Annotated in this window: 11 protein-coding genes; all 11 read right to left on the bottom strand. The window is 61.2% G+C overall.

Features of this window, described 5'->3' with window-relative positions:
- Window positions 1-18: 18 nt before the first annotated feature.
- The 11 genes from BLX89_RS14495 to BLX89_RS14545 all read right to left on the bottom strand — a co-directional run bounded on the left by BLX89_RS14495 (window position 19) and on the right by BLX89_RS14545 (window position 12,211).
- Complete coding sequence (locus tag BLX89_RS14495; protein ID WP_075291634.1) at window positions 19-771, bottom strand: SDR family oxidoreductase; 753 nt, start codon at window positions 769-771, stop codon at window positions 19-21.
- Window positions 768-1,259, bottom strand: a complete 492-nt coding sequence (locus tag BLX89_RS14500; RefSeq protein ID WP_075291635.1) for a hypothetical protein — start codon at window positions 1,257-1,259, stop codon at window positions 768-770. Before BLX89_RS14500 ends, BLX89_RS14495 begins: the two co-directional genes overlap by 4 nt.
- 10 nt (window positions 1,260-1,269) lie before the next feature.
- The gene (locus BLX89_RS14505) at window positions 1,270-1,683 is read right to left on the bottom strand and encodes an MAPEG family protein (protein WP_075291636.1); all 414 of its coding nucleotides are present in this window, start codon (window positions 1,681-1,683) and stop codon (window positions 1,270-1,272) included.
- Between the two features lie 12 nt (window positions 1,684-1,695).
- Window positions 1,696-2,952, bottom strand: a complete 1,257-nt coding sequence (odhB, locus tag BLX89_RS14510) for a 2-oxoglutarate dehydrogenase complex dihydrolipoyllysine-residue succinyltransferase (RefSeq protein ID WP_075291637.1) — start codon at window positions 2,950-2,952, stop codon at window positions 1,696-1,698.
- Window positions 2,953-3,004: 52 nt separating this feature from the next.
- Window positions 3,005-6,001 carry a 2-oxoglutarate dehydrogenase E1 component gene (locus BLX89_RS14515; protein WP_075291638.1) on the bottom strand — a complete coding sequence of 999 codons (2,997 nt, stop codon included), beginning with the start codon at window positions 5,999-6,001 and terminating at the stop codon, window positions 3,005-3,007.
- Window positions 6,002-6,148: 147 nt separating this feature from the next.
- On the bottom strand, window positions 6,149-7,051 hold the full coding sequence (gene sucD / locus BLX89_RS14520) for a succinate--CoA ligase subunit alpha (protein ID WP_075291950.1): 903 nt from the start codon (window positions 7,049-7,051) through the stop codon (window positions 6,149-6,151).
- A gap of 18 nt (window positions 7,052-7,069) precedes the next feature.
- Window positions 7,070-8,263 (bottom strand): ADP-forming succinate--CoA ligase subunit beta, encoded by a 1,194-nt coding sequence (gene sucC / locus BLX89_RS14525; RefSeq protein WP_075291639.1) that lies wholly within the window; start codon window positions 8,261-8,263, stop codon window positions 7,070-7,072.
- Between the two features lie 30 nt (window positions 8,264-8,293).
- Window positions 8,294-9,256 (bottom strand): malate dehydrogenase, encoded by a 963-nt coding sequence (gene mdh, locus BLX89_RS14530; protein ID WP_075291640.1) that lies wholly within the window; start codon window positions 9,254-9,256, stop codon window positions 8,294-8,296.
- A gap of 203 nt (window positions 9,257-9,459) precedes the next feature.
- Window positions 9,460-10,608: a cell division protein ZapE gene (zapE, locus tag BLX89_RS14535; protein WP_075291641.1), complete on the bottom strand. Its 1,149-nt coding sequence runs from the start codon at window positions 10,606-10,608 to the stop codon at window positions 9,460-9,462.
- 57 nt (window positions 10,609-10,665) lie between these two features.
- On the bottom strand, window positions 10,666-11,217 hold the full coding sequence (locus BLX89_RS14540) for a protease inhibitor Inh/omp19 family protein (RefSeq protein WP_075291642.1): 552 nt from the start codon (window positions 11,215-11,217) through the stop codon (window positions 10,666-10,668).
- Between the two features lie 214 nt (window positions 11,218-11,431).
- Entirely contained in the window at window positions 11,432-12,211 is a 780-nt protein-coding gene (locus BLX89_RS14545) for a succinate dehydrogenase iron-sulfur subunit (protein ID WP_075291643.1), read from the bottom strand.
- Window positions 12,212-12,218: the final 7 nt, after the last annotated feature.

Raw genomic sequence — 12,218 nt, forward strand, 5'->3', positions numbered from 1 at the left:
AAATCCTTCCTTGTGGGGCTAACGGCCGCCGCTGACATTGAGGATGGCACCCGTGACATAGGATGCCGAAGACGAAAGAAGATAGAGAACCGCGTCGGCGACTTCCTGCGCCTCGCCGGGCCGCTGCATCGGAATGCTAGGCGCCATATCTCGAGCACGGTTTGGAAGACCGCCGGAAGCATGGATTTCGGTATCGATGACGCCGGGGCGCACGGCGTTGACGCGCACGCCCTCGGTCGCGACTTCGCGCGCAAGGCCGATGGTGAAGGTATCAATTGCGCCCTTGGCGGCGGCATAATCGACATATTGGCTGGCGGAACCGAGAACGGCTGCCATGGACGAGACATTGACGATCACGCCGCCCTTGCCACCCCGGCTTGTCGACATGCGGCGAACAGCCTCGCCGGCGCAAAGAATGGAGCCGGTGACATTGACGCGCAGCATGCGGTCGATGCGGGCGAAATCCATCTCGTCGATCCGCTGCGGCGCGCCGACGATACCGGCATTGTTGACGAGACCGTCGAGCCTGCCATAGGTGCTGTCGATGGTGGCAAACATCGCCTCGATATCGCGGGGCTCTGCGACATCGCCGGCAACGGCAATTGCCTCGCCGCCGGCATTGACGATATCCGTGACGACGGTTTCCGCGGCGCTCGCATTGGTCGCGTAGTTGACGACCACAAGCCAGCCGGCCTGAGCGGCGGAACGGCAGATGGCAGCGCCGATGCCGCGGCTGCCGCCGGTGACGAGAAGAACGGATTTATCCGTCATGCCGCACATCCTTTCAAGCCGAAGACATCCCAGGGCGTGACCGTGATCCTGTCAGCGATGGAGGAGGCTTTCAGCGCGGGGCCGAAATCGGGAAGCAGCAATTGCTCTGCCGCCACCGCCGTTTCAGCTGGCAGAAGGTCGATCCTGCCGGAGGAGGCAACGGAATAGATCACGCCCTGCCAGATGATGCAGGCGGCGAGATCGTCGCCGGTTACATCGCCCTCCGGGCAATTGTGCATGATCATGCCATTGGCGCGTTCCGGATCGCCCGAGATCATCACGAAGCCTTCGAGCCTCAGATCGGTCTTAAGCACGGCCAGTTCGAAACGGTTGCTGGTGGTGGCGCTCTCCGATTCCACGGGCAGGAAGCGGAGTTCGTAAGCACCATCGGCATCGCCGTAGATCGCTTTGCTCTGCAAGCAATCGGCCGCCTGAACCGAGAGGGGTGCCAAACAGAGAAGAATTGTCGAGGCAACGCGCTTCATCATCCGCTTGCCCCTAAAAGACGACGACGGCCGCCATGATCAGCAGGCCTGCCAGCGAGCCGAGCCAGACCAGCGAGCGGATATAGGGCACGCCGCCAAGATAGAGAGGTATATAGACGAGACGCGAAATCAGCCAGAGCCAGGCGCCGATCAGCCCCCACCCACCGGGATCGCCGGCGATGGCAAGAGCAAGCGCAAGCCCAACAAAGGCCGGATAGGTTTCCCGAAAGTTTTTCGACGCCCGGTCGGCACGCCCGGCATATTTGCCGGACGGTGCCTTCTGTTCGTCTCGCGGACCGGCGTTCCATGCGGAACCAAGTTCCATCGTCGCGAGGTGGCCTTGCAGGCTGATATGGAAGATCAGCAGCACGACGCTGACCGCGAGGAGGGTAAGGAACGGCGAACCGGCCAGTGCTGCTGCATCCATGATCGAAAATCCTTAGAGATCGAGAACCAGACGTTCCGGATCTTCCAGGCTTTCCTTGACACGAACCAGGAAGGTCACGGCTTCCTTACCGTCCACCATGCGGTGGTCGTAGGAGAGCGCGAGATACATCATCGGACGGATGACGATCTGGCCGCCGACGACAACCGGACGATCCTGGATCTTGTGCATGCCGAGAATGCCCGACTGCGGCGCGTTGAGGATCGGCGAGGACATCAGCGAGCCGTAAACGCCACCATTGGTGATGGTGAAGGTGCCGCCCTGCATATCGGCCATCGACAGCGAACCATCGCGAGCAGCCTTGGCGAGACGGCCGAGTTCCTTTTCGACTTCCGCAATCGACATCTGGTCGGCATCGCGGATGACCGGGACGACGAGGCCCTTGTCCGTGCCGACGGCCATGCCGATGTGGCAGAAGTTCTTGTAGACGATATCGGTGCCGTCGATCTCGGCGTTGACGGCCGGGATTTCCTTCAAAGCATGCGTCACGGCCTTGGTGAAGAAGCCCATGAAGCCGAGCTTCACGCCATGCTTCTTCTCGAAGATGTCCTTGTAACGGTTGCGCAGCGCCATGACGGCCGACATATCCACCTCGTTATAGGTGGTGAGCATAGCGGCGGTGTTCTGCGCGTCCTTGAGGCGACGGGCAATCGTCTGGCGCAGGCGGGTCATCTTCACGCGCTCTTCGCGCGGTGCGTCTTCCGCCGACGACGGGGCGCGGGCAGCGACAGTCGGAGCAGCAGCAGGGGCGGAGGTACCCTTGGCGACAGCGGCGAGAACGTCACCCTTCAGAACCTGGCCACGCTTGCCGGAGCCATCGACGTCCGACGCCGACAGGTTGTTTTCTGCGAGCAGCTTTGCGGCAGCCGGAGCGGCCGGCATGGAGGAGGCGGCAGCTGCCGGGGCTGCGGCAGGCGCGGCCGCGGCAGCTGCCGGGGCTGCGGCAGGCGCGGCCGGAGCCGGTTCAGCCTTCTTTTCGGCAGCAGCCGGGGCCGGGGCCGCAGCACCTGCACCGCTTGCCGTGATCTGGCCGAGCAGCGCGCCGAGGCCGACGGTTTCACCGGCATTGGCGACGATTTCGGCGAGAACGCCGGCGGCCGGAGCCGGAACCTCGATCGTTACCTTGTCGGTTTCGAGTTCGAGGATCGGTTCGTCGGCATTGACGGTGTCGCCGACCTTCTTGAACCAGGTACCGACGGTGGCTTCGCTGACGGATTCGCCGAGAGTGGGAACGCGGATTTCTGTGGCCATGGTTTTAACGTCCGTTCTTCAAATATCTGTTGTGGGGAGAGCGGGAGGCTGATCAGCCTCCCAGCGCGTCTTCCAGGAATGCCGCGAGCTGGGCGAGGTGTTTCGACATCAGACCGGTTGCCGGGGAGGCAGCCGCCGGACGGCCGGTGTAGCGCACCCGCTGGTACTTGGCATCGATATGCGCCAGCACCCATTCCAGATACGGATCGATGAACGACCAGGCGCCCATGTTCTTCGGCTCTTCCTGGCACCACACCATCTCGGCGTTGCGGAAGCGCGACAGCTCGTTGATGAGCGCCTTTGCCGGGAACGGATAGAGCTGCTCGACGCGCAGCAGGTAGATGTCGTCGATACCGCGCTTTTCACGCTCTTCCAGCAGATCGTAATAGACCTTGCCGGTGCAGAGCACAACGCGACGGATCTTGGCATCCTTCTGGAGCTTGATCGGGCCGTCCTTGATGACTTCGGCATCATCCCACAGCAGGCGGTGGAAGGAGCTTTCGCCGGCCATTTCCGAAAGGCTGGAAACGGCGCGCTTGTGGCGCAGCAGCGACTTCGGCGTCATCATGATCAGCGGCTTGCGGAAGTCGCGCTTCATCTGGCGGCGAAGGATGTGGAAGTAGTTCGCCGGCGTCGTGACGTTTGCAACCTGCATGTTGTCTTCCGCGCACATCTGCAGATAGCGCTCAAGGCGTGCCGACGAGTGCTCCGGCCCCTGGCCTTCGTAACCATGCGGCAACAGGCAGACGAGACCGGACATACGCAGCCACTTACGCTCGCCCGACGAGATGAACTGGTCGAACACGACCTGCGCACCGTTGGCGAAGTCACCGAACTGGGCTTCCCATAGGGTCAGCGCATTCGGACGAGCCAGCGAGTAGCCGTATTCGAAGCCGAGAACGGCTTCTTCCGACAGCATAGAGTTGATGACTTCGTAGCGACCCTGGGTCGGGGAAAGGTTTGCAAGCGGGATATAACGCTCTTCGGTCTCCTGATCGTAGAGAACCGAATGACGCTGAGAGAAGGTGCCGCGTTCGCAATCCTGACCGGAAAGACGGATCTTCGTGCCTTCGACGCAGAGTGTGCCGAACGCCAGCGCTTCCGCCATGGCCCAGTCGATGCCCTCGCCCGTCGATACCATGTTGGCGCGGTTATCCATGAAGCGCTGGATGGTCTTGTGGGCACGGAAACCTTCCGGAACTTCCGAAAGCTTGCGGCCGATTTCTTTCAGCGTCTTCATCGGCACCGACGTCTTGCCGCGGCGCTGCTCATCCTGATTGTCGGCAGTGCGCAGGCCCGACCACGCACCATCCAGCCAGTCGGCCTTGTTGGGCTTGTAGGACTGGCCGGCCTCGAACTCTTGCTCGAGATGGGCACGCCAGTCGGCCTTCATCTTTTCCAGTTCGCCTTCGGTGATCAGGCCTTCGGCGATCAAACGCTCGCCATAGATCTGAACGACCGTCTTGTGGGCGCGGATGACCTTGTACATCTTCGGCTGGGTGAAGGACGGCTCGTCTCCTTCGTTGTGACCGAAGCGGCGGTAGCAGAACATATCCACGACGACCGGCTTGTGGAACTTCATGCGGAATTCGGTGGCGATCTTGGCCGCGTAAGTCACCGCTTCCGGATCGTCGCCGTTGACGTGGAAGATCGGCGCTTCGATCATCTTGGCCATATCCGACGGATAGGGCGAAGAGCGCGAGAAGGCCGGATTGGTGGTGAAGCCGATCTGGTTGTTGATGATGAAATGCACGGTGCCGGCAACGCGGTGTCCGCGCAGGCCCGACAAGCCCAGGATTTCAGCCGTAACGCCCTGGCCGGCGAAAGCAGCATCGCCATGCAAAAGCAGCGGCATGACCTGCGCGCGCTCGGAAAGGGGGATGACGTCGCCTTCGAACACCTTCGCCATCTGGTCCTGCTTGGCGCGGGCCTTGCCCATGACGACGGGATTGACGATTTCGAGGTGCGACGGGTTTGCCGTCAGCGACAGGTGAACCTTGTTGCCGTCGAATTCGCGGTCGGAGGAAGCGCCGAGGTGGTACTTGACGTCGCCCGAACCCTCGACGTCATCCGGTGCGTAGGAGCCGCCCTTGAACTCATGGAAAACAGCGCGGTGCGGCTTGCCCATGACGTTGGTCAGGACGTTCAGACGGCCGCGATGGGCCATGCCGAGGATGACTTCCTTCAGGCCTTCCTGGCCACCGCGCTTGATGATCTGCTCCAGCGCCGGGATTAGGGATTCGCCGCCGTCGAGGCCGAAACGCTTGGTGCCCTTGTACTTGACGTCGATGAACTGCTCGAAGCCTTCAGCCTCGATCAGCTTCGACAGGATCGCCTTCTTACCTTCCGGCGTGAAATCGACACCCTTGTTCTTGCCCTCGATGCGTTCCTGGATCCAGCCTTTGATCTCCGGATCGGAAATGTGCATGAACTCGACGCCCAAAGTGGAGCAGTAGGTGCGCTCCAAAAGATCGACGATTTCGCGCAGCGTCGCATATTCGAGGCCGAGGACATTGTCGAGGAAGATCTTGCGATCCAGATCGGCCTCGCTGAAGCCGTAGTTGGACGGCGATAGCTCGTGATAGTCCTCGACCGGCGCGGCAATCGCCAGCGGGTCGAGCTTGGCATGCAGGTGACCACGGGCGCGGTAGGCGCGGATCAGCATGATGGCGCGGATCGAATCGCGCGTCGCCTGATGAACATCGGCGGAGGAAACGGCAACGCCGGTTGCGGCAGCCTGCTCCTCGGCCTTGGCCTTTACCTTCTTTTCGATAACCTTCTCGACCGTGCCCCAGTCGCCATCGAGCGCGGAAACGAGCTCGCTGCGCTCAGTGATCGGCCAGTTCGGCTTCTTCCAGGAGGCGCCCTTGGCCGCCTTGACCACATCGGCCGGCTCATCCTGCAGCGCCTTGAAGAAGGACTGCCATTCGCCGGAAACCGACGACGGGTCGCTTTCATAGCGCGCATAAAGCTGTTCGATATAGCTGGCATTCGCTCCGTCGAGGAACGAGGTCAGCAGGAATTGTTCGTTGGCCTCTTGCCTTGCCATTGTGTACCGCGGACCTGTCCGTCCGCCTCCTGACTGGTTGATGCCGCCCGGTCCGTCCGGGCGATCGTGCGCTTCAGGCGCGAGCATTCAATGCTTAGATGGTGCAAAGAAGGCGAAACGCCAGTTTCGCCTTCCGCTTTGTCAGTCTCAGCCCTTGAGGACTTCGACGAGGGTCTTGCCGAGGCGCGCCGGGGACGGCGACACCTTGATGCCGGCGGCTTCCATGGCAGCGATCTTCGATTCCGCATCGCCCTTGCCGCCGGAAACGACAGCGCCGGCGTGGCCCATGGTGCGGCCCTTCGGCGCGGTACGGCCCGCGATGAAACCGGCCATCGGCTTCTTGCGGCCCTTCTTGGCTTCGTCGATCAGGAACTGGGCTGCATCTTCTTCAGCCGAACCGCCGATTTCGCCGATCATGATGATCGAGGTCGTGGCTTCGTCGGCGAGGAACATCTCGAGCACGTCGATGAACTCGGTGCCCTTGACCGGGTCGCCGCCGATGCCGACAGCCGTCGTCTGGCCGAGGCCTTCGTTCGAGGTCTGGAACACGGCTTCATAAGTGAGCGTACCCGAGCGCGAAACGATGCCGACCGACCCCTTGCGGAAGATCGAGCCCGGCATGATACCGATCTTGCATTCTTCCGGAGTCAGGATACCCGGGCAGTTGGGCCCAAGCAGTCGGGACTTCGAACGGTCGAGGCGAGCCTTGACGCGAACCATGTCCATGACCGGAATGCCTTCGGTGATGCAGGTGATGAACGGGATTTCCGCATCGATCGCCTCGATGATCGCATCCGCGGCACCGGCCGGCGGAACGTAGATCACGGATGCGTCTGCACCGGTGCGCTCCTTGCCTTCCGCAACGGAAGCGAAGATCGGCAGGCTTTCGCCCTTCGAGCCGGTCCAGGTTTCGCCGCCCTTCTTCGGGTGGATACCGCCGACCATCTGCGTGCCGTAGTAAGCCAGCGCCTGTTCGGTGTGGAAGCTACCGGTCTTGCCGGTCAGGCCCTGAACCAGGACCTTGGTGTTCTTGTTGACGAGAATCGACATAAGTTCCAGGTCCTTCAATTAGCCGTTGATCGCAGCGACGATCTTCTTGGCAGCGTCGTCCAGATCGTCGGCAGCGGTGATCGCCAGACCCGATTCGTTCAGGATCTTCTTGCCAAGCTCGACATTCGTGCCTTCGAGACGAACGACCAGCGGAACCTTGAGGCCGACTTCCTGCACGGCGGCGACAACGCCTTCCGCGATAACGTCGCACTTCATGATGCCGCCGAAGATGTTGACGAGGATGCCCTCGACCTTCGGGTCAGCGGTGATGATCTTGAAGGCTGCAGCGACCTTCTCCTTGCCGGCGCCACCGCCGACGTCGCAGAAGTTTGCCGGCTCCTTGCCGTAAAGCTTGATGATGTCCATGGTCGCCATGGCGAGGCCGGCACCGTTGACCATGCAGCCGATGTTGCCGTCGAGGGCGACATAGGCGAGGTCCCACTTGGAGGCTTCGATTTCCTTGGCGTCTTCTTCGGTCTCGTCGCGCAGCGCCTTGACGTCGTCGTGACGGAAGATCGCATTGCCGTCGAAGGACATCTTGGCGTCGAGAACGCGCAGATGGCCATTCTTCATGACGATCAGCGGGTTGACCTCGAGCAGGGACATGTCCTTGTCGTTGAAGGCCTTGTAGAGCAGCGGGAAGAGCGACTTTGCGTCTTCTGCAGCCGCACCGGAAAGTTCCAGCGCCTTGGAGATCGCGGCCACGTCGGCATCGGTCACGCCGGTTTCCGGGTCGATGGCGATGGTGTGGATTTTTTCCGGCGTGTCATGGGCGACAGCCTCGATATCCATGCCGCCTTCGGTCGAAACGACGAAGGCAACGCGGCCGACCGAACGGTCAACCAGCAGCGAGCAATAGAGTTCGCGGTCGATATCGGCGCCGTCTTCGATGTAGAGACGGTTGACCTGCTTGCCGGCTTCGCCGGTCTGCGCCGTGACCAGCGTGTTGCCGAGCATGTCCTTGGCGTGGGCCTTGGCTTCCTCGATCGAGAACGCCAGGCGAACGCCGCCCTTGGCATCCGGGCCGAGTTCCTTGAACTTGCCCTTGCCGCGACCGCCAGCATGGATCTGGCTCTTGACGACGTAAAGCGGGCCGGGAAGCGACTTTGCAGCAGCTTCAGCTTCATCGGCGGAGAAGATGGCGACACCTTCCGCAACCGGAGCGCCAAAGGTCTTCAAAAGAGCCTTGGCCTGATATTCATGAATGTTCATGGGAAAATTTCCTGTTTAGCCTTAAGGCGATTACTTGAGGCTCGGAGCAATAGCGACGCAGGCTTCGCAGAGGCCGGCAACGGCTGCGACCGACTTGTCGAAGGCTTCCTGTTCGGCCTTGTTGAATTCGACTTCGATGATGCGCTCGACACCGCCGGCACCGATGATCGTCGGTACGCCGACATACATGTCCTTGACGCCGTACTGGCCGGTGAGGTGAGCGGCAACCGGCAGGACGCGCTTCTTGTCCTTGAGGAAGGATTCAGCCATTTCGATCGCCGAAGCGGCCGGAGCGTAGTAAGCGGAACCGGTCTTGAGCAGGCCGACGATTTCAGCGCCGCCGTCACGGGTGCGCTGGATGATTTCTTCGAGGCGCTCCTTGGTGACCCAGCCCATCTTGACGAGATCGGTCAGCGGGATGCCGCCAACGGTCGAGTAACGGGCGAGCGGCACCATGGTATCGCCATGACCACCGAGAACGAAGGCGGTGACGTCCTGAACCGAAACGTTGAATTCCTGGGAGAGGAACAGGCGGAAACGGGCCGAGTCGAGAACGCCGGCCATGCCGACGACCATGTTCTTCGGCAAGCCGGAGAACTTCTGCAGCGCCCAGACCATCGCGTCAAGCGGGTTGGTGATGCAGATGACGAAGGCGTTCGGGGCGTACTTCTTGATGCCGGCGCCGACCTGTTCCATGACCTTGAGGTTGATGCCGAGGAGATCATCGCGGCTCATGCCCGGCTTGCGGGCAACGCCTGCGGTGACGATGCAGACGTCTGCGCCTTCGATGGCGGAGTAGTCGCTGGCGCCGGTGAGGTTGGCATTGAACCCTTCAACCGGGGAGGACTGGGCGATATCGAGGCCCTTGCCCTGCGGAATGCCGTCGGCGATGTCGAACAGAACGATATCGCCCAGCTCCTTGAGGCCGGCGAGATGCGCCAGCGTGCCACCAATCATTCCAGAACCAATAAGTGCGATCTTGTTGCGCGCCATGAAAGTGCTTCCTTTGCGATCAAATCTGACAAGGCCTGAAACGAGGGCGTCTGAGGACGTGCGAGCGCCAAACCTTACGCGGCAAGGACTTAAGGCGCAAATCCTAAAATATCAACTAATACTTTTGAGGGGAACGATTTCAATCGGTTAGATCATAAAATTCTTACGTAAACGTAAGAATTTCTGTCGTCATTTCGTCAAAATCAGCCAGAAACCGAGGCGCTTCGCTGCGCGTATTCTTCGCTCTGCATCTCTGTGAGACGCGAAACGGTGCGATCGAACTCGAACCCTTCCGTGCCTTTCCTGGCCGTCAGAAGCTCTGCCGGCGCGGATGCCGCGGACGCAACCAGCCGCGCGCCCTGATCGTAAATCGTGTCCACGAGCAGGATGAAGCGCTTGGTCTGGTTTCGCTGCTCAGGCCCGAGATGCGGCACATGATCGACGAAGAGCACGCGGTAATGCGAGAGGATGGCAAGGTAATCCGCAGCCGCCAGTGGCTTTTCGCAGAGGTCGGCGAAGGTGAAGCGCGCGCAATCGCCGGCAGCCTGCGGAACGCGAATGGCGCGCCCCTTGTGCTGAATTTCGGTTGGCGCGATGTTGAGGCCGGCAGTGGCCTGCTTCCACGAGCGGTCCATAACGGCATCCGCAGCAGCATCAAGGGGCGCCGACCAGACCGGCAGACCGGAGGTTTTCAGCATGCGATAGTCTGTATCGGTATCCAGCGGCACGATCTCGGCATGGGCGCGCAGAAGATCGATGAACGGCAGGAAGAGACTGCGATTGAGGCCATCCCGGTAGAGATTGGACGGCTCGACGTTGGACGTCGCGACCAGCACACAGCCTTTGGAAAACAGCTCCCCAAACAGCCGCGACAGGATCATCGCATCGGCAATATCGGTAACGGTAAACTCGTCGAAGCAGAGAAGACGGGCCTCGGCAAACAGCGCGGACGCGACCGGCGGGATCGGGTCGGCCTGTTTCGTTTCCCCACTCTTGAGCTTCTGGCGATGCTCGAAGATGCGATTGTGCACATCGGCCATGAATTCATGGAAATGCGCCCGGCGCTTGCGCCTGATGGCGACCGTCTCGAATAACAGGTCCATCAGCATGGTCTTGCCGCGCCCGACGCCGCCATAGAGATAAAGCCCCTTGACCGGCGCGTGATCCTGTCGGCGCGCGGCAAACAGCCAGCCGAGCGCGCTGGACTTGCGCTCGCCACGGCTGCTTTCGAGCTCCATGGCGAGACGATCGAGCTTGCGCACGATGGCGAGTTGCGCCGGATCGCGTTGCATCGCGCCCTCGGCGATCAAGGCCTCGAGTTTTCGTGAAATGCTGTCTTCGGAATTCGGCACGGAAGGCCCCTCGCCTTTCAGGCGACAAAAAAGCCCGGCGAAGGCCGGGCTCTGATCTTAACGGCTGAGGCTGACGGGCTGGCCGCCATTGGTGGAGCCATCGAAGCGGGCGTCGGCGCTCTTGTAGAGACGGGCGATCGGGTTGCCGTTGCGGTCCTTCAGGATGACCTGTTTGCCGGCCACTTCCCAGGACCCCATCTGTGTCAGTTCGCCGGCGCAGCCGCGCGTACCGCCGCGCGAACCGCTGCCGAGATTGGTCAGCGTCAGGAACATGTCGCAGGACGCGCCGGCATTGGTCACGCGCCAGTTGCCGACCATCGATTCCTTGGTGACATCGAGACCCGTTGCGGCGGCAGCCGTATCGGTCGCGCCTGGGGTCACACCGCCGACGGCAGCCGTGCCGCTGACCGGCGCAGCCGGGAATTGTGACGTGTTGCCCGCAGCGTTCATCGTCGGATCGGGAAGCTGGCTGGCAGACACACCACCAACAGGCTGGGCCTGAAGCGGCGCCGGCTGCGGCGCGGTGTTGAAATCGCTCATGGACGTCCGCTGACATCCTGCCAGCGCCAGCACCACTGCCAGACCTGCTGCCGCATGGATTACCCGCATGTCGAAACTCCCGCTGATTGCATACCCGTTAGCAATATAGGCGCCATTAACTTAAAACTATGTTTTCAATCAAGCCTAGGGACGAATCTTTACCTTGATGTGGCGCGTATGAAACTTTTCAGCGGTCATATCCATGCAGATGGCCATAAGAACGGCCGATATGACAACGCCGGGCAGGCCCGGCGTCTATTCTCATTGCGCGCAAATGGCCGAATCAGACGCGGCGCTCGACCATCATCTTCTTGATCTCGCCGATTGCCTTGGCCGGGTTCAAACCCTTGGGGCAGGTTTGGGCGCAGTTCATGATCGTGTGGCAGCGATAGAGGCGGAAGGGGTCTTCCAGGTTGTCGAGGCGCTCCCCCTTGGCTTCGTCGCGGCTGTCGATCAGCCAGCGATAAGCCTGCAAGAGAACAGCCGGACCCAGGTAACGGTCGCCGTTCCACCAGTAGCTCGGACAGGATGTCGAGCAGCAGGCGCAGAGAATGCACTCGTAGAGGCCGTCGAGTTTCTGGCGATCCTCGTGGCTCTGCTTCCATTCCTTGGCCGGGGTTGGCGACACAGTCTTCAACCAAGGCTCGATCGAGCGGTGCTGGGCGTAGAAATTGGTAAGGTCCGGAACGAGATCCTTGACGACCGGCATATGCGGCAGAGGATAGATCTTCACCGCACCCTTGATCTCGTCCATGCCCTTGGTGCAGGCGAGCGTGTTGGTGCCGTCGATGTTCATAGCGCAGGACCCGCAGATCCCCTCGCGACAGGAGCGACGCAGGGTCAATGTCGGATCGATCTTGTTCTTGATGTACAGGAGGGCATCGAGAACCATCGGCCCGCAATCGTCGACATCGATGTAGAAGGTGTCGATCGACGGGTTATTGCCGTCATCCGGGCTCCAGCGATACACGCGGAACTCGCGGGTGTTTGTGGCACCGGCCGGCTTAGGCCAGACCTTGCCTTCGGATATCTGAGAGTTCTTTGGCAGTGCGAGCTCAACCATCGGCGTT

It is taken from the genome of Pararhizobium arenae, from assembly GCF_001931685.1.
Lineage (GTDB): Bacteria > Pseudomonadota > Alphaproteobacteria > Rhizobiales > Rhizobiaceae > Pararhizobium > Pararhizobium arenae.

Coding starts and splice junctions, on each gene's coding strand:
- BLX89_RS14515 (WP_075291638.1), bottom strand. CDS start 6,001: ATGGCAAGGCAAGAGGCCAACGAACAATTCCTGCTGACCTCGTTCCTC.
- sucC (WP_075291639.1), bottom strand. CDS start 8,263: ATGAACATTCATGAATATCAGGCCAAGGCTCTTTTGAAGACCTTTGGC.
- BLX89_RS14500 (WP_075291635.1), bottom strand. CDS start 1,259: ATGATGAAGCGCGTTGCCTCGACAATTCTTCTCTGTTTGGCACCCCTC.
- sucD (WP_075291950.1), bottom strand. CDS start 7,051: ATGTCGATTCTCGTCAACAAGAACACCAAGGTCCTGGTTCAGGGCCTG.
- BLX89_RS14505 (WP_075291636.1), bottom strand. CDS start 1,683: ATGGATGCAGCAGCACTGGCCGGTTCGCCGTTCCTTACCCTCCTCGCG.
- BLX89_RS14545 (WP_075291643.1), bottom strand. CDS start 12,211: ATGGTTGAGCTCGCACTGCCAAAGAACTCTCAGATATCCGAAGGCAAG.
- BLX89_RS14540 (WP_075291642.1), bottom strand. CDS start 11,217: ATGCGGGTAATCCATGCGGCAGCAGGTCTGGCAGTGGTGCTGGCGCTG.
- mdh (WP_075291640.1), bottom strand. CDS start 9,256: ATGGCGCGCAACAAGATCGCACTTATTGGTTCTGGAATGATTGGTGGC.
- BLX89_RS14495 (WP_075291634.1), bottom strand. CDS start 771: ATGACGGATAAATCCGTTCTTCTCGTCACCGGCGGCAGCCGCGGCATC.
- odhB (WP_075291637.1), bottom strand. CDS start 2,952: ATGGCCACAGAAATCCGCGTTCCCACTCTCGGCGAATCCGTCAGCGAA.